Below are 16,046 nucleotides of genomic sequence, written 5' to 3' on the forward strand. Positions count from 1 at the left end.
AAAGGCCTGATATGCCCGCCGCGCCTCTAACGGGGGATCCCCATTAAAAGGGGAACCATAACAGGGGTGCCGAGACGAAGCAAATTAAGCGCTTGCGCACAATGTTTGCGCAAACATTGATGCGAAATTGCGTTTTATTGACATCTGATCTTAATTCGTCGCGGAAAGCATGAAGAGTGCGAGCGGAATCCCCTTCGCCGCAGGCGCCGAATACCGAGATAGCGCCTGAAGAAATCGAGTCGATAAATGTCCTCGACCAGGACATCGAACCGAACCGATGACGCACGCCGATCAGGTATCGGTGGTGCGTCTGAAATGGATACACATGCAAACCCGTTCAAAAACCTTTATTGGATTCAGCACCACACTTCTCGTTGGTACCGCGCTCGCGATCCTTGGCGGGAGCGCGCCGGCGAGTGCCCATGCCCCTGAAGTTTCCGAGTCCTGCGGCGGAATCGCCGTCGAGCTGACCAGTTACGCCGCGACGCCGGATGAACCGACACCCAACAAGCTCACCGTCATCATTGATGATGAGCAGGTTGCGGCTGAAAGGTTCGGAACCTCATTCACGGAATCGTTCGCTTTCGAGGACCCCACGGTGAGCCACGAGTACACGGTGGCCGTCGACGCGGAAGGCACCGCGTACGACCGCAAGTTCGAGGGGGAGACGGAAGCCTGCCCGAGGGCAGTCCCCGCTGACGCGACAGCTGCCGTCTCGGTCACCGAGCCGACCTGCGATGAACCGGGGCGCCTCATCCTTGGGGACGTCGTAAACGCGACCTGGTCGACGCCCACCCTGGCGGCAGGCCCAGGAGAGTACTCGGTCATCGCCACCGCCAACGAAGGCCACACCTTCGCTGATGGTGAGACCACGGTGAGTTTCACCGGTGTGCTCCTCGGGGCGCTCGCGCCGACGAACGAGAATTGCGCTGTACCGGTTCCAACGAAACCTGAGCCGGTCGTCACCTCTACGTCTGCCGACGCGATCGACTGCACGATGGCGGAAGTCACCACAACGACCACGACGGTTTCCACCGGATGGAACCTGGACACGGCCACCAGCACGTGGGTTGCTGCCGAACCTGTGACGACCGTCGCGGATGCCAAGCGCGCCGCTACTCCTGTCGAGTGCCCGGTTGCGGCTGCGCAACCGGCCCAGGCCGACGACATCGAGGCGTCTCCGGTCGCCGAAACGCTGCCTGAAACCGGGTCGGATGCCGGTTGGGTTGTGCTGATCGCTGGAGGACTCGTCCTCGTTGGCGTCCAGCTGATGCTCATGCAGCGCACGCGACGCGTGGCTCGGGAGAACCAGAGCTAACAGCGAATCCCTGTGATTCGATACGGCCCGGAAGGCGACACGCTTTCCGGGCCGTTGTCGGTCAGATCTCCGTCGCATGGGGGATATCCCCCACGGACCCGCAACTGCCAGAGTAGACACGTACCCCCGCCCATCTACTTCAGGAGCAGAATGCCCACGGGAGTTCCCATCGAATTCGCCGGCCTCACCAAGAGGTTCGGCCCAGTCGCCGCCGTATCCGATTTGAGTTTCACCGTCGAGCCGGGGAGGGTCACCGGGTTCCTCGGCCCAAACGGTGCAGGGAAAACGACATCTCTCCGGATGCTGCTCGGCCTGGTAGCGCCGACGTCAGGTTCGGCCACCATCGGCGGCACCCGCTACCGCGACCTCGCATCGCCGCTCACCACGGTCGGCGCCGCGCTCGAAGCAGCGAGCTTCCACCCGGGCCGTTCAGCCCGTGACCACCTCCGCGTCTACGCGCAGGCTGGCCGCATCGACCCTCAGCGGGTAGACATCGCCCTCGGCATCGTCGGCCTCAGCGAGTACGCCAACCGTCGCGTTGGTGGATACTCGCTCGGCATGCGCCAGCGGCTCGGCCTCGCAGGCGCACTGCTCGGTGACCCCGGCGTCTTGGTCCTCGACGAGCCCATCAATGGGCTCGATCCGGAGGGCATCAAGTGGATCCGCGGATTCCTCCGCACCCTCGCAGCCGAGGGACGAACGGTCCTCGTTTCATCGCACCTGCTTAGCGAGGTGCAGCAGTCGGTCGACGAGGTCGTCATCATTGCGCGGGGCACCCTGGTGCACCGCGGCCCACTGTCGAGCCTCGAAATCGAGGGCGCCGCTACGAAGGTGATCGTGGATTCTCCGAATCGTGAGGCGCTGGCCGCGGCGCTCACCGCAGCATCCGCTTCGTTTGAAATTGCGCGTGCCGGCATTCTCGTCTCCGGGCTGGAGCCAGCGGAGATCGGTCATATTGCTTTTGTGGCCGGAGTGGAGGTGAGTTCGCTGCACCGACAGAAGTCGGGACTCGAGGACTCATTCCTCGCGCTCGTCGGAGAGGGGGGATCGCTGTGAACCTGTTCTTCCCCGCCCTCAAAGCCGAATTCACCAAACTGCTCACCACGAAAATCTGGTGGATCCTCGCGATCATCCTCTTCCTCTACGTCGCCGGTGTGTCCGGCGGCCTTGGAGCTCTGTTCGGCTTCCTCTCCAGGTCAGCCGAGACCGACGCATCCCAGGCGCCGCCGACCGATGTGCTCGCGCCCATGCTGTATGGCTCGGTGTCGACGTTCGGGTATGTTTTCCCCGTGCTGCTCGGTGCGCTGGCCATCACGAGCGAGTATCGGCACCAGATGCTCACGCCGACGTTCCTGGCTACGCCCAAGCGCGGCGTTGTTCTCGCCGCGAAGTCGGTGGCGCTGCTGGTCTTCGGTGCTCTCTACGGTGTGATCGGCGTGATCGCGTCTGTCGGTGCTGGCGCCGGTGCCCTGGCCCTGTTCGGCCTGGACGCGCAGCTCGGTGACAGCGACACCTGGGCGCTGATGGGGCGGGCCGTGCTCGCCCTCGCGCTGTGGGCGGTGATTGGCGTAGGCCTTGGCGCGTTGATCCCGAACCAGGTTGCCGCGATCGTCGTGACTCTGGCGTTCACCCAGTTCGTCGAGCCGACGCTGCGTGCGATCGTCTCGTTTGCTGAGTGGGCGGCCGCGGTCGGCAAATTCCTCCCGGGAGCGGCCAGCGACGCGCTTCTCGGCGCGCCGAGCTTCTTCACGATGGGTATGACCGGCGAGACGCTCGAGTGGTGGCAGGGCGGACTCCTCCTCGCCGCTCTTGCGCTGGTGCTCAGCGTGCTCGGCTACTTCGTGTCGTGGAAGCGGGACGTCACGTAGCCGGAGGGCACCGCCGGTCGCACGGGCCTGACCCGTCGAACCGATTACCAAAAAGGGCTCCCTGTCGACCTGAAACACGTCGACAGGGAGTCCTTTTTGCGAACTCGACGCCGGCGCGGGCGGGCGGGCGGGCGGGCGGCGAGAGCGGGCGGGCGGGCGGCGAGAGCGGGCGGGCTCGGCGGCTCACCTGGTGCTCCACCGTCTGGCCCGCGGTCCGATTGCCGAAAAAGGCTCCCTGCCGCGAGAATCTCGCGAGGCAGAGAGCCTTTTTTGGTCAATCGGCCGGGCGACCACGGCCGCACGACACGAGAAGCGAGTGCTAAACCGCCTGCAGCGCCTGGATCGCGCTCGTGAAGAGGGTGAGGCCGTCGGTGCCCGAGCGCATGGCGCGCGAGGTGTCCGGGCCAAAGCCAGGCTCAACCGCGTGCTCGGGGTGCGGCATCAGGCCGACAACGTTGCCGCGCTCGTTCGTGATGCCGGCGATGTCGCGCAGCGAGCCGTTCGGGTTGACGCCGAGGTAGCGGAAAACAACACGACCCTCGCCCTCGAGCCGGTCGAGCTCATCCTCGGAGGCAATGAATCCGCCCTCGCCGTTCTTCAACGGAATGACGATCTCGTCGTTCAGCTCAAAACCCCGCGACCATGCCGTGTCGGTGTTCTCGACCCGAAGCGCCTGGTCGCGGCGGATGAAGAGGCCGTGGTCGTTGCGAATCAGTCCACCGGGCAGCAGGTGCGCCTCGGTCAGCATCTGGAAGCCGTTGCAGATTCCCAGCACGGGCATCCCAGCATTCGCAGCGTCGATAACCTCGGCCATGATCGGTGAAACGGATGCGATCGCACCAGCACGCAGGTAATCCCCGTAACTGAATCCACCGGGAAGAACCAGAGCGTCAACGCCGTGAAGATCGTGTTCGCCGTGCCAGAGCGCGACGGGCTCGGCACCGGCGATGCGGATCGCGCGCTGCGCGTCACGCTCATCCAGCGAACCTGGGAAGGTGATGACGCCGATGCGCACGGCTACTCAGCCTCTGGGTATGTGATGGCCACGACGTCCTCGATGACCGAGTTGGAAAGGATCTCGTCAGCGATCTTCTCGACGTCAGCGCGGACAGCATCCGTGATCTCGCCGTCGACGGTGAGCTCGAAACGCTTGCCGATGCGGACTCCGGAGAATTCGGTCTTTCCAAGGCGAGCAAGCGCTCCGGCGACTGCCTTGCCCTGTGGGTCAAGCAGTTCGGCCTTCGGCATGACTTCAACGACGATTGTGGGCACGGATGAGCTCCCGGCTGTTCGATGTGGAGGAGCTTTCATCCTAACCGACGTGAAACTTTCGAATGATGCCTCTTCCCAGCGGCGCGGCTAGGCTTCCGAGAGAAAGAGAGACGATGAACCACTCCGCCCTCACCCCGGTATTCGCCGTATTGCGTTGGTCGCTGCACTCGCTACTGATCGCGCTCATCGTCGTTGTCATGGTTCGCGCGGTGATGGTCGATGACCCGGCAACCGCCGTCATCCATGCGCTGTCCGTCCTTCTGTTGGCCACATACCTTGGTGGTTCGCTCGTCGCTCATCTCGAACCGGAGTTTGTGGCGTCGTCCCGCTGGGTTCCGCTGCTGTGGGTCTCGTTGCTCACGATCTTCTGGGGTGGGCTTCTTGCGGTGACACCGGATGCCGCTTTCATCGTTTTTCCTCTCTTCTTCCTCTATCTGCAGTTGCTTCCCGCAAAGGCCGCCGTCACAGCGGTCACCCTCTCGACGGCGATCACCATCCTGGCGATCGGAGTGCCATCAGGGTTCGCTGTCGGAGGGGTGATCGGACCCCTCATTGGCGCAGGCGTCGCGGTGACCATCGGATTCGGATACCGGGCCCTGTACCGCGAGGCCGAGGAACGTCAGCAACTCATCACCGAACTGCTCGAGACTCGGGGCGAACTCGCGGCGGCCGAACGGTCGGCAGGCATGCTCGCCGAGCGCGAGCGTCTCGCACGTGAAATCCACGACACCGTTGCCCAGTCGCTGTCGAGTATCCAGCTGCTGCTGCACGCGGCCGAGCGCCTGGACGCCGAGCGTCCAGGGCTCGAGCAACTGCGACTCGCCCGCGAGACCGCTGCGGATTCGCTCGTCGATACGCGTCGCATCATTCGGGAGCTCACTCCTCCGGCGCTCGACGACCGCACGCTGCCTGCCGCGCTCAACCGACTCGCCGTTTCCACTGAACAGACCCTGCGTGCCGGTGGAGCCCCCACCGCGGTGAACTTCCTCGTCGAGGGAACCCCTGTTCCGCTTCCAATGACCGCGGATGCCACCCTGCTGCGTATCGCGCAGGGGGCCATCGCCAACGTCGCGCGCCATGCGAAAGCGACCCGCGCCGACGTCACGCTCACCTACCAATCCGACAGCGTCACGCTCGATGTGGTCGACGACGGCATCGGATTCGTCCCTGAGGAGGCCGCGATCTCCGCCGCAGCGGCCGGCTCGTTCGGATTGACCGCGATCCGCCAACGGGTCGATGCGCTCGGCGGAGTCCTCACAATCGAATCCGGAAACGGCGAAGGCACAGCACTCGCCGTAACCCTGCCCATCCTGCAGTCGAGCGACTCCGTCGTCGCCGACGCCCAGCCGAAGGTTCGTTCATGATCCGTCTCCTCATCGCCGACGACCACCCGGTTGTTCGCGCCGGCCTCGGCGCGCTCTTCGCAACCGAACCCGACCTCATCGTCGTCGGCGAGGCCGCATCAGGTGAGGAAGCCGTCGCTCGCAGTTACGCTGGCGTCGACATCGTCCTGATGGACCTCCAGTTCGGGGGCGGAATGCAGGGAGCGGATGCCACTCGACGCATCCGCGAACGCTCGGGGGCGCCACACGTTCTTGTTCTGACCAATTACGACACCGACGCGGACATCCTTGGCGCCGTCGAGGCAGGTGCAGCTGGTTACCTGCTCAAGGACGCGCCGCCTGAGGAGCTGATCGCCGCCGTTCGTGCCGCCGCTCGCGGTGAAAGCGCGCTGGCTCCAACCGTTGCCGGACGCCTCGAGGCTCGACAGAACGCTCCGGACGACGCGCTGAGTTCCCGCGAAGCTGAGGTGCTCACCCTCGTGGCCGACGGCATGTCCAACAGGGACATCGCCCGCCAGCTCTTTCTCTCAGAGGCGACGGTGAAGAGTCACCTCGTCCATATCTTTACGAAACTGCAGGTGTCCTCGAGAACGGCTGCCGTGGCATCCGCTCGGGAACGTGGAGCGATTCGCTCAGCCTAGGAAGCGTCGGTGTCGTGCAGCCTTCGGAGCGCGGTGACAACATCGGCATGCCAGCGACGGGCGAGCGGAACAACCTTCGTGTACATGGCGGCCTCGTGGGTTGCTCCCTGGTAACGAACGGCGCTCGCCTCAACACCCGACGCGCGCAGGGCGGCGGCGTATGCCTCGCCATCACGCCGGAGAGCGTCGTACTCGGCCGTGAAGACCACGGCAGGGGGGAGGCCCCGGTGGGTGACCGCTCGGGCCGGTGACGCGTACGGCTCGGTTGCCTGGGATCGATCGCCAAGGTAAGCGTCGACGACCTGCACCAGTTCGCGTCTGGCGAGGAATCGGGGGATCCGCATCTCGCGGATCGGATCCATGTCGATCGACTTCCCAGTGAGGTCGGTGACCGGCACCTCGAGAATCTGCAGTTTGAGCGGATGGCCGAAGCGATCCCGGTTGAGCAGGGTGACGCTTGCCGCGATGTTGCCTCCCGAGGAGGTGCCGTTGATGCCGATCCTCTCAGCGTCAATCCCGAGGTCGTTCGCGTTCGCAACGAGCCAGCGCAACGCGGCGTATCCCTGTTCGATCTGGGTGGGGTACCGGTGCTCGGGCGCGAGGGCGTAGTCGACAGCGACGTGGATCACGCGCGCGTCTGCGGTGCGACTGCGGAAGGTGGCGTCGATGCTGGTGTACTCGACCCCGCCGAGCTGAAAAGAGCCACCGAAGAAGGCGAGAACGGCGGGGAGTTTCGATTGCTGCGGTGTCGCGTCGGTCTCGTCGAGCGGGCGATACACCCGCACTCGAACCGATGGGTACCCGTCGACGGGAACTGTGTGGTCGGTGATGTCGACGTCGGGCGGGGTCAGGCCGACCCGCCCGAAGAGCTTGGTGTCCCACTTCTCGGCGTTTCGACGCTTCCATGCCGGTGTCTTGCGTTTCGCCTTCTCCTGCGGCGAGAGCGGAGGCTTTGGGCCGATCGCTTTCGGCTTGCGGGTGGCCGCTTCCGCGCCAGCAACGGCGGTGCCAGCGACCTTGTTTCCGACGGTGCGAGCGGGAGATGTGGTGAGCGCTTGGACGGCGGCGCGCTGGCGCCACGGCAAAATCTTTGAGGCGGCGGCGGTCACAACGCCCATCACCATGCCCCTGGTCTCGGCGATCATGTCGCGCCGTCTGGCCAGATACATCTCCTGGAAATACGGATCGAGTGGCACAACTGCCTCCTTATCTGTGGGCTCGACAGTACCAACCCGCGTGGGCGAGTGCCCGGGGGTTGCGCAGTCGAACGACTTCGCCATTCCGTGCGCGGAAGCATCGCGCCTTGCGGCGTTCACCTGCGCGTAACCGGGTGGAGGGGCGCCGTTGAATTTCGCTACCTAGCGTTGCTTGCGAGGACACAGTCGCGGCCTTTCCGGCCGCGTCGAATGTGACGAAAGGTGTGCCCCGATGAAATCTTCCGCAAACCGCCTGCTCGCTATTGGAGCTGTGGCGCTGCTGGCAATCGGCCTCGCGTCGTGTTCGGCAACGACCGCAGCAACTGGCGGAGCGGCTCGTGCTGACGGAGCAAGTTTTGCCGTGAACGAAAACACTCTGGTGTTCGGCGTTGTGCCCGACTCCGTTGACACGGAGACCAACTACCAGCCGCTGATGGACTACATCGCACAGGAGACAGGGAAGGACGTCGAGTACCACGAATCGACCGACTACGCCGCACTCATCGAGGCCGCAATCGCCGGCAAAATTGACGTGGCATCCTTCTCTGGATTCACCTATGTCACCGCGCTCAACAATGGCGCCGACATCGTTCCCATCTCCTCGATCGTCACCGTCGAAGGGCAAGAACCCGGTTACTTCGCGCAGGCGATCGTCCCGGCTTCGAGCAAGATCTCCTCGCTCGAAGAGTTCGCCGACAAGAAGGTCTGCTTTGTCGACCCTTCGTCCACATCGGGATACCTCTTCCCGAGTTACAACCTTCTTGAAGCTGGGATCGATCCGGAAACCGACATCACCCCGGTGTTCGCCGGTAAGCACGACGTCAGCGTGCAGAAGGTCGGCGAGGGCAAAGAGTGCGAAGCAGGGTTTGCCGAGGACAGCGAAGTCAAAAAGAGCGACGCCGTCAAAGTGATCGCCGAGACGATGGTGCCCGGAGCGCCCATCGTGATCTCCGGCTCGCTGCCCGACGAACTCCAGTCAGACCTCACAACGCTGCTCGGCCAGGTCACCATCGACGAGATCATCGCGGCAGGCATCGACAGTGCCGACTCTGACGCCTTCCGCAACACGTTCTTCGCCACCGAACCAGTCGACGACGCGTACTACGACACCATCCGTGACATCTGCGAGACGACCAAAGCCACACAGTGTGAGGGCTAGGACCATGACGAGCACACCCCTTATCCGGGTCGACGGGGTAACGAAGAAATTTGGAACGACAACCGCACTCCGCAACGTTGCCCTCTCGGTGGAACAGGGCGAAGTGGTCGTGCTGCTTGGTCTCTCAGGATCGGGCAAGTCCACTCTCCTCCGGCATCTGAACGGGCTCGAGCTTCCCACCCGCGGCCGGGTGTCAGTGCTCGGCGAAGAGGTGTCGAACCTCAGCGGTCGACGCCTTCGGGCGCTGCGCTCGCGCGTTGGCTTCGTCTTCCAATCGTTCGAACTCGTGCCGAGCCTCACCGTGCTGGAGAACGTCCTCACCGGCGCACTCGCGACAATCCGGGGACCACGCTTCGGGCTGTGGGGTTACTCCACGGCGTTGAAGCGCACAGCGCTCGGCCACCTTGACCGGGTCGGCCTCGCCCATCTGGCTTACCAGCGATCGGACACCCTCTCCGGAGGTCAACAGCAGCGGGTTGCGATCGCCAGGGCCCTCATCCAGAACCCCGAAATTCTGCTTGCGGACGAGCCTGTGGCGTCCCTCGACCCCGAGTCGAGCGATTCGATCATGGCGCTGTTGCGCGAGATCGCCGCTGACGCCGGTCTCACCGTCGTCTGCAGCCTGCACCAGGTTGATCTCGCCCTGTCGTGGGGCGACCGAATCGTCGGACTGCGGCACGGCGAGGTCGTGCTCGATACTCCGACCGCTGACCTGAGCAAAGCCGAGGTCATGGAGATCTACGGCCGAGTGGCCACCTCCACTCGAGAGCTTGAAGCCATCGCGACCGAACTCACCGTCGCCGAGGTGCTCGGCGACGGTGAAACCGACGTCTACGAGATTCTCGCTGACGCACTCGACGACACCATCGTCGGCGCTGCGCCGGGGAACAGTGCCGACGCCGACTACGCCCCGAGGAACTCACCCCAGTGGTCCTGATCACCGAACGCCCCGTTCTTGACGCGGCGCCCGAACCCGTCGCGCTGCCTTATCGGCGTCTGCCGCCTGAACGAGTCGCCGCGACGCTGACCATCGTCGCCCTGCTTGTTGTCTCGATCGTGTCGCTGGTCGACGTGAACATCTCAATTCCGTCGATGCTCGACAGCTGGTCGAACGCCGTGCGGTTCTTCGACCGGGTCGGTGTTGTCAGCTTCCCGCCGCTCGACGAGCTGCTTTACCTCACCGCGTTTACCGTCAGCCTCGTGCTGTGCGGCACGCTCCTTGCCGCGGTGCTCTCTGTGCCCGTCGCCTACATCTCCGCGGCCAACACAACGCCTGGCCCGCTCTGGCGAGGCGTCGGTCGCTTCGTCGGAGTGTTCACTCGAGCCATCCCCGACGTCGTCCTGGCCATGGTGTTCGTGCTGATGTTCTCACTCGGTTCACTACCGGGCATCCTGGCCATCGGCATCCACTCCGTCGGCATGATTTCCAAAATGTTCGCGGATGCCATCGAGCAAGTCGACGACGGACCCCGCCTCGCGATCCGTGCGGCCGGCGGCTCGAAATTACAGGAATTCAGCTCGGGTGTGTTGCCACAGGTCCTCCCGTCGTGGGTCGCCACGGTTCTGCACCGGAACGACATTAACCTGCGCGGCTCGGTCATCCTCGGATACGTCGGTGTCGCCGGACTTGGTGCGGAGATGGCACACGCGTTCAAATCGCTGGACTACTCCCTCGGTCTCGGCATCGCCATCGTGGTGTTTGCGCTCTGCGTGGCCATGGAAATCGTGTCGAGCGCTGTGCGAACGTCAATGCTCGGCACCCGCCCGACCGGAGGCCGTCTCGGCGACAGGCTCGTGCGGCTGGCGCTCGCAAACCGGCAGCCGCCGACTACCGCGCCTGTCGGTTCCGGCGACGCGGTGGAAAACGCACTCCGCCGTCCATGGACTCGGGAACGTGTTCGCACTGTCGTCTGGGGCTGGACCGCGGTCGCCGTGATCATCGGCAGTGTCCTGATCTGCGACATCTCCTGGGGCGACTTCCTCACTCTGTGGAGCTACCTGCCGTCGATCGCCGCGAGCTTCTGGCCGCCCAGTTTCGGAAACTATGACGCGGCCATCCTGGTATCGGCGATGCTCGAAACGATCGCCATAGCGCTTGCTGCCACGGTGCTGACCCTGATCGTGTCGATGGTGATCGGCTCTCTGGCCGCGCGCAACATCGCGCCAAACGGACGGGTCCGCGGAGCCATGCGACTGCTCCTCGTCTGCATTCGCGGTGTACCTGAAATCATTTTGGCCATCGTGCTCATCGTCGTGACTGGGCTTGGGACCCAGGCAGGCACCCTCGCCCTCGCGTTCGGTGGAATCGGGCTGCTCGGCAAACTGATCGCCGATTCGTTCGAGGAGGTCAAGCCAGGGCCTGAGCGAGCGCTCACCGCGGCCGGGGCGACCCGAATACAGGTCTACGCGGGCGCCACCGTGCCGCAGGGAATGAAGGCGCTGCTCGGTCACAGCTTTTATCTCCTCGACACCAACATCCGAGCCGCGACCATCCTCGGAATCGTCGGTGGAGGTGGAGTCGGTTACTACCTGCTCAACGCAGGCCAGGGTTCCAAGTACGACCTGGTCACGAGCATCGTGCTCCTGATTTTCGTCACAGTGCTGCTCGTCGAAGGGCTGGCCATGTGGATGAGGAGAGTATTTCGATGAGGGCACAGTACGACGTCGCCATCGTCGGCTCGGGAATCGTCGGACTCGGGGCAGCTCTCGCCGCAACCCGGCGAGGGCTGAGCGTGATCGTGATCGACAGGTCAGCCGAGATCCTGGGTGCGTCCGTGCGCAATTTTGGTCACCTCTGTTTTACTCCCCAGTCGGGAATCGCGAGAACTTTCGCCGCGGCCTCCCGCGAGCTGTGGTTGCAACTCGCCGTCGACGCGAAGCTTGAAGTGCGGCGCACGGGCACCTTCGTGGTTGCTCGCCATTTGGACGAACTCGAAGTGCTCGGGGACCTCGCCGCTCGTCGAGCTGGCTCACAGGCACTGAGCTCGGGATCCGAACAGCCGGAGGTGGAACTGCTCACGTCCGCCGAGATCGAAGGGCGTGTTCCTGTCGCACCAGGGTCGACGGTTGGCGGTGCGCATCTCGGGCTCGACCTGCAGGTGAACCCTCGTGACGCCGTTCACACGATCGCCGCTCACCTGGCGGAGCGCGGCGTCGAGTTTCTCCCGCGCACGGCTGTGACCGCCGTGCGCTCAGGACGGGTGGAAACGACGCGGGGGATCATTCACGCGGGGATCGTTGTCGTTGCTGTCAACGCCGACATCGACCAGCTCTACCCTGACGTAGCGGAGCGCGTCGGCATTCGGCGGTGTGGGCTCGACATGCTCCGCGTCAACGCAGGTCTCCGCTTTCCTCTCGCCGGACCGCTTCTCACCGGCTGGTCGTTGTTGCGCTACAGCGCATTCACGCGATTTCCTGCAGCCGGAAGGATCCGGGAACGACTGCACGCGCAGCATCCGTATCTCGCCGCTCTCGACCTCAACCAGATGTACACCCAGCAACCGGACGGCTCACTCATCGTCGGCGATACGCACTACCGAGGGGACGCTATCGCGCCGTTTCAGGATGAGCGGGCAGCAGCCGCGCTGCTCGACATCACCGCTGAGCTCTTCGGAACACCGCGACCGCGGGTGCTCGAGCGGTGGCAGGGGGTTTATGCCTCCGGTCCCGATGAGTACCTGATTGAACAGGTGGAGCCCGGCGTGCACCTGGCCGCAGCGACCACCGGTATCGGCATGACGACGGGACTCGGGCTCGCCGAGCACGTCGTCGAGTTCGCCCTTTCCTCCGCCACTTTCTCATCCCCATCGCTGACCCAGCAGAAAGAGTTCTCATGACAACCTTCGACGAGATCCTCATCGACCAAGACCCAACTCAGTTTCACAACGACGACATCGAGACCATCGAGATCGAGCTTGTTGTGCTCGACATGGCAGGAACAACGGTGAAGGACGACGGGGTGGTCGAGCGTGCATTCGCTCTCGCCGCCGAACGCGCCGGCATCGTGCCAGCCGGACCCGAACTCGACGAGGCCCTGGACTACGTTCGAGCGACGATGGGCCAGTCGAAGATCGATGTCTTCCGGGCGCTCGCAGGCAATGACGATGACGCCGAACGCGCCAACGATGCGTTCGAGGATGCCTATGCCGAGATCGCCACAGCAGAGGGCGTCGAAGCGATTGCCGGAGCAGAAGACGTGCTCAGAGAGCTGCGTGAGGGTGGAGTGAAGATCGCGCTCACGACGGGGTTCTCGCGCCGCACCTGCGACATCCTGCTTGACGCCCTCGGGTGGCGGGAGCTCGTCGACGTCACGCTGTCGCCAGCTGATGCAGGCCGCGGGCGCCCGTTCCCTGACCTGCCTCTCACGGCACTGCTTCGCACTTCGGTGAGCCGGGTCGACGCCGTCGTTGTTGTCGGTGACACGGCGAGCGACATGCTGTCGGGAATCGCCGCAGGCGCAGGCCTCGTCGTCGGTGTGCTCACAGGAGCACACGACGAGGTAACACTTCGGGACGCCGGTGCCGACGAGGTGATCGACAGCATCGCCGGGCTGCCGAGGCTTTTGGGGCTCGACGAGGCATAGACGCAGTTCTTGGGCCACAAAACAGGGGGAGTGATCGCAATGACGCGAGTAGTGAGTGACGGTATTGGTCGCGATGTTCTGGTGACACCGTCACCCGTAGCGATGGTGTGGCAGGGGGAGGGGCGGCCGCATGAAGCGCTCGCCGTGCCTGGGGTGTCTCTGGCGCCAGGCGAGTTGCTGGTCGAGGTCGAGCTGGCTACCGTCTGCGGGTCCGACGTGCACACGGTGCTCGGGCACCGGCACGCACCGACCCCGCTTGTGCTCGGGCATGAGCAGGTGGGCCGGGTCACGGCTGTCGGTGAGGGAGCAGTGGCCTCGGACGGAACACCGCTCATCGTGGGGATGCGGGTGGTGTGGTCGGTCACCGTCAGTTGCGGCAGCTGCGATCGCTGTTCGCGCGGACTGGCCGAGAAGTGCCGGGCGCTGGCGAAATACGGCCACGACCGGGTTCACCGTGGGTGGGAGTTGAGCGGTGGCTTCGCGACGCACGTTCAGGTTCGTGCCGGGTCGACAGTTGTCCTCGTCGACGAGGCCCTCCCAGCCGCCGTTGCCGCACCGGCGTCGTGCGCGACGGCGACGGTCGCGGCCGCACTCGAAGCCGCAGCGGATCGGGTGCGATTGGCTGGTGCGACGGTTGTGGTCCTCGGCGCCGGACTGCTGGGCATCACCGCGACCGCAATGGCGACGGATGCTGGCGCGCGCGTTGTGGTCTCAGATCCGGATCCGCTCCGTCGGAGTGCTGCGCTCAGCTTTGGTGCAGCGGCGGTCGCCGATTCCCGGTCCGGTTTCCGATCGGCAACCGGGCTCGGCGGAGTGCTGGCGACGCTCACCGCTTCGGGTGCGGCCGAACCGCTCATCGTTCTTGAGATGTCTGGTTCAACCGCGGCTGTGTCGACCGCAATGAACCTGGTCGGAGTCGGTGGGGTGATCGTCCTGGTCGGGAGCGTGTCGCCGAGTGATGGCATCCGTCTCGATCCTGAAACTCTGGTCCGCGGACTGATCACCGTGCGCGGTGTGCACAACTACGCCGCGCGGCACCTGATCAGCGCCGTCGACTACCTGGAGCACGCGTGGTACCGGTATCCCTTCGCGCAGCTCGTCGGCAACACTTTTCCGCTAGCTCTGGTCGACGACGCACTCGCGCTCGCCGCGACCGGCACGCACCAGCGGGTGGCGCTCGACCCGCACCTGGGAGCTTAGGCCGATGCGGCCTGCACGCGGATGAGGTTCGCCCACGGGTCGTCGAAGCTCAAGGTCTGGCCGTCGTCGCGCACCTGCACCTTGTGGTGGGTGAGGCGCTCGGTCAGCTCGCCGAGTGAGTCGGCCCCCGGAACCTGAATGTCGATGCGCCCGAGGCCAAGCGCTGGCATGCGGGGGCCGGCGCCGCGTGAGTTCCAAACGTTCATGGCCATGTGGTGGTGGTATCCACCCGCCGAGACGAAGAGCGCCTGATTGCCGAGCGAGGTGGTGGCGTCGAAGCCGAGCGTGTTCACGTAGAACTCGCGAGCGGTGGCGACGTCGCCGACCGAGAGGTGGACGTGCCCGATCTGCGCCCCGCCGAAGATCGACTCATCGGCCGGTGCGGTCTGGCCTTCGGCCGTGAGGTTCTGCGAAAGAAACTCGTTGGGGTCCACGTAGAGCGTCGCCATCTCGACCTGCCCGTGCACCCAGCTCCACTCGGTGCGCTCGCGGTCCCAGTACAGTTCAACCCCGTTTCCCTCGGGGTCGGTGAAGTAGAACGCGATGCTCACGAGGTGGTCCGCGCTCCCGGTGAACGTGCCGGGTGCCTGGCGCGCGACCGAGTACAGCGCGGCGGCCAGGGCGGCCTTCGAGTCGAACACGATGGCCGTGTGGAACAGTCCAGCCGATCCGGGGGAGGCGTGTTTGAGTTCGGGAGCGTGCTCGAGGATGACCGCTGGCACGCCGCCGCGACCGAGCGTCACCGAGTTTTCGGTGGCCGACAGGACACCGAGCGTGACAGCATCCGTGTAATAGGTTGTCATCGCGTCGAGGTCTGCCACGAGAAGCGTGACCGGGCCCATCGCGGTGTCTGCGGCCAGTTTGTCTGAGGGTGCGAGCGTGTTCATGATGGGTGTAACTATAGTTGTAGCGACAACATTCCCATAACTCCGAAAGGAAGCGCGGGTGGGGTACGAACCGCTTGCGGTCGCTACGAGCTTGCACCGATCGGTCCCCGCAGCACTCGTGCCAGGGAGACTGTCATCGGGTTGCTCGCATAAAAACCAAAGTGGGGAACGTCCCGATAGCCGACCGAGCGGTAGAGCGCGATCGCGGAGGGGTGGTTCTCGTTCGTCTCCAGCATCATCACTGTCGAGCCATGCTCATACGCCGACTCCTCGAGCCACGAAAGCACGGCGCGGGAAAAGCCCCGACCCCGAAAACTGTCGACGACAAACATCCGCTTAAGTTCTGCTTTGCCGTCACTCATCCGCCGCCACGCCCCCATCGCGACGGGCTCGCCGTCGACGTAACCGACAGCGACGGCGCCGTGCGGTGGCGAAAAATCGGAATCGTCGATCGGAGTCTCGTCTGGGCCGCCATAAATACGGACATACAGGTTCTGCAACTGCTCCACGAGCCGACGGGTATCGGGATGCGAGTAGTCCCGGCGCTCAATGGCCAACGCTGGAGCGGGCTGTTGCATGA

The 16,046-nt window shown here is 64.5% G+C and carries 16 protein-coding genes; 11 read left to right on the forward strand and 5 right to left on the reverse strand.

The genetic code is table 11. The features are described 5' to 3' along the window. The first annotated feature begins 325 nt into the window (after nt 1-325). The 3 genes from D9V28_RS16105 (at nt 326) to D9V28_RS09970 (ending at nt 3,186) form a co-directional block, all read left to right on the forward strand. Nucleotides 326-1,318 carry an LPXTG cell wall anchor domain-containing protein gene (locus D9V28_RS16105; RefSeq protein ID WP_183086486.1) on the forward strand — a complete coding sequence of 331 codons (993 nt, stop codon included), beginning with the start codon at nt 326-328 and terminating at the stop codon, nt 1,316-1,318. A gap of 150 nt (nt 1,319-1,468) precedes the next feature. After that, the gene (locus tag D9V28_RS09965; protein WP_121659535.1) at nt 1,469-2,374 is read left to right on the forward strand and encodes an ATP-binding cassette domain-containing protein; all 906 of its coding nucleotides are present in this window, start codon (nt 1,469-1,471) and stop codon (nt 2,372-2,374) included. After that, nucleotides 2,371-3,186, forward strand: coding sequence for an ABC transporter permease (locus D9V28_RS09970; RefSeq protein ID WP_229727811.1), 816 nt, complete (start codon nt 2,371-2,373; stop codon nt 3,184-3,186). Before D9V28_RS09965 ends, D9V28_RS09970 begins: the two co-directional genes overlap by 4 nt. 319 nt (nt 3,187-3,505) lie before the next feature. Here the strand turns inward: D9V28_RS09970 and purQ are convergent, their stop codons facing one another. Next, nucleotides 3,506-4,201 (reverse strand): phosphoribosylformylglycinamidine synthase subunit PurQ, encoded by a 696-nt coding sequence (gene purQ, locus D9V28_RS09975; protein WP_121659536.1) that lies wholly within the window; start codon nt 4,199-4,201, stop codon nt 3,506-3,508. A 2-nt stretch (nt 4,202-4,203) separates the two neighbouring features. Next, nucleotides 4,204-4,458 carry a phosphoribosylformylglycinamidine synthase subunit PurS gene (gene purS / locus D9V28_RS09980; RefSeq protein WP_121659537.1) on the reverse strand — a complete coding sequence of 85 codons (255 nt, stop codon included), beginning with the start codon at nt 4,456-4,458 and terminating at the stop codon, nt 4,204-4,206. Between the two features lie 113 nt (nt 4,459-4,571). Between purS and D9V28_RS09985 the strand changes: the two genes are divergently transcribed. Both D9V28_RS09985 and D9V28_RS09990 read left to right on the forward strand, forming a co-directional pair. After that, the gene (locus D9V28_RS09985; RefSeq protein WP_121659538.1) at nt 4,572-5,822 is read left to right on the forward strand and encodes a sensor histidine kinase; all 1,251 of its coding nucleotides are present in this window, start codon (nt 4,572-4,574) and stop codon (nt 5,820-5,822) included. Beyond that, the gene (locus tag D9V28_RS09990) at nt 5,819-6,442 is read left to right on the forward strand and encodes a response regulator (RefSeq protein ID WP_121659539.1); all 624 of its coding nucleotides are present in this window, start codon (nt 5,819-5,821) and stop codon (nt 6,440-6,442) included. The genes D9V28_RS09985 and D9V28_RS09990 overlap by 4 nt, the downstream gene beginning before the upstream one ends. Here the strand turns inward: D9V28_RS09990 and D9V28_RS09995 are convergent. Continuing rightward, nucleotides 6,439-7,638 carry an alpha/beta hydrolase gene (locus D9V28_RS09995; protein ID WP_229727810.1) on the reverse strand — a complete coding sequence of 400 codons (1,200 nt, stop codon included), beginning with the start codon at nt 7,636-7,638 and terminating at the stop codon, nt 6,439-6,441. The two genes, D9V28_RS09990 and D9V28_RS09995, sit on opposite strands and share 4 nt — an antisense overlap. A gap of 232 nt (nt 7,639-7,870) precedes the next feature. On the opposite strand from D9V28_RS09995, the gene D9V28_RS10000 reads away from it, so the two are divergent. Genes D9V28_RS10000 through D9V28_RS10025 form a run of 6 tightly spaced genes read left to right on the forward strand, consistent with a single transcriptional unit; the run spans nt 7,871 to nt 14,579 of the window. Beyond that, complete coding sequence (locus D9V28_RS10000) at nt 7,871-8,797, forward strand: phosphate/phosphite/phosphonate ABC transporter substrate-binding protein (protein ID WP_121659540.1); 927 nt, start codon at nt 7,871-7,873, stop codon at nt 8,795-8,797. Between the two features lie 4 nt (nt 8,798-8,801). Beyond that, nucleotides 8,802-9,734, forward strand: coding sequence for a phosphonate ABC transporter ATP-binding protein (gene phnC, locus D9V28_RS10005; protein WP_121659541.1), 933 nt, complete (start codon nt 8,802-8,804; stop codon nt 9,732-9,734). Continuing rightward, nucleotides 9,725-11,446, forward strand: a complete 1,722-nt coding sequence (locus D9V28_RS10010; protein WP_229727809.1) for a PhnE/PtxC family ABC transporter permease — start codon at nt 9,725-9,727, stop codon at nt 11,444-11,446. Before phnC ends, D9V28_RS10010 begins: the two co-directional genes overlap by 10 nt. Then, nucleotides 11,443-12,633: a TIGR03364 family FAD-dependent oxidoreductase gene (locus tag D9V28_RS10015; protein WP_121659542.1), complete on the forward strand. Its 1,191-nt coding sequence runs from the start codon at nt 11,443-11,445 to the stop codon at nt 12,631-12,633. Before D9V28_RS10010 ends, D9V28_RS10015 begins: the two co-directional genes overlap by 4 nt. Further along, on the forward strand, nt 12,630-13,379 hold the full coding sequence (locus tag D9V28_RS10020) for a phosphonatase-like hydrolase (RefSeq protein ID WP_121659543.1): 750 nt from the start codon (nt 12,630-12,632) through the stop codon (nt 13,377-13,379). The genes D9V28_RS10015 and D9V28_RS10020 overlap by 4 nt, the downstream gene beginning before the upstream one ends. 39 nt (nt 13,380-13,418) lie before the next feature. Continuing rightward, nucleotides 13,419-14,579, forward strand: a complete 1,161-nt coding sequence (locus D9V28_RS10025; protein WP_121659544.1) for an alcohol dehydrogenase catalytic domain-containing protein — start codon at nt 13,419-13,421, stop codon at nt 14,577-14,579. On the opposite strand, the gene D9V28_RS10030 is transcribed toward D9V28_RS10025, so the two are convergent. Then, nucleotides 14,576-15,466 (reverse strand): VOC family protein, encoded by an 891-nt coding sequence (locus D9V28_RS10030; RefSeq protein WP_121659545.1) that lies wholly within the window; start codon nt 15,464-15,466, stop codon nt 14,576-14,578. The two genes, D9V28_RS10025 and D9V28_RS10030, sit on opposite strands and share 4 nt — an antisense overlap. Before the next feature lie 83 nt (nt 15,467-15,549). Further along, a complete protein-coding gene (locus D9V28_RS10035; protein WP_121659546.1) occupies nt 15,550-16,044 on the reverse strand; it encodes a GNAT family N-acetyltransferase in 495 nt (164 codons plus the stop codon). Between the last annotated feature and the right edge of the window lie 2 nt (nt 16,045-16,046).

The sequence above is a fragment of the Mycetocola zhadangensis genome (assembly GCF_003668565.1).
In the GTDB taxonomy this organism is placed as follows: domain Bacteria; phylum Actinomycetota; class Actinomycetes; order Actinomycetales; family Microbacteriaceae; genus Mycetocola_A; species Mycetocola_A zhadangensis.

Bases quoted from the DNA above. Each gene is read 5' to 3' on its own strand.
- D9V28_RS10020 (WP_121659543.1), top strand. From the start codon at position 12,630: ATGACAACCTTCGACGAGATCCTCATCGACCAAGACCCAACTCAGTTT.
- D9V28_RS16105 (WP_183086486.1), top strand. From the start codon at position 326: ATGCAAACCCGTTCAAAAACCTTTATTGGATTCAGCACCACACTTCTC.
- D9V28_RS10025 (WP_121659544.1), top strand. From the start codon at position 13,419: ATGACGCGAGTAGTGAGTGACGGTATTGGTCGCGATGTTCTGGTGACA.
- phnC (WP_121659541.1), top strand. From the start codon at position 8,802: ATGACGAGCACACCCCTTATCCGGGTCGACGGGGTAACGAAGAAATTT.
- D9V28_RS09965 (WP_121659535.1), top strand. From the start codon at position 1,469: ATGCCCACGGGAGTTCCCATCGAATTCGCCGGCCTCACCAAGAGGTTC.
- D9V28_RS09985 (WP_121659538.1), top strand. From the start codon at position 4,572: ATGAACCACTCCGCCCTCACCCCGGTATTCGCCGTATTGCGTTGGTCG.
- D9V28_RS10015 (WP_121659542.1), top strand. From the start codon at position 11,443: ATGAGGGCACAGTACGACGTCGCCATCGTCGGCTCGGGAATCGTCGGA.
- D9V28_RS09990 (WP_121659539.1), top strand. From the start codon at position 5,819: ATGATCCGTCTCCTCATCGCCGACGACCACCCGGTTGTTCGCGCCGGC.
- D9V28_RS10030 (WP_121659545.1), bottom strand. From the start codon at position 15,466: ATGAACACGCTCGCACCCTCAGACAAACTGGCCGCAGACACCGCGATG.
- D9V28_RS10035 (WP_121659546.1), bottom strand. From the start codon at position 16,044: ATGCAACAGCCCGCTCCAGCGTTGGCCATTGAGCGCCGGGACTACTCG.
- D9V28_RS10000 (WP_121659540.1), top strand. From the start codon at position 7,871: ATGAAATCTTCCGCAAACCGCCTGCTCGCTATTGGAGCTGTGGCGCTG.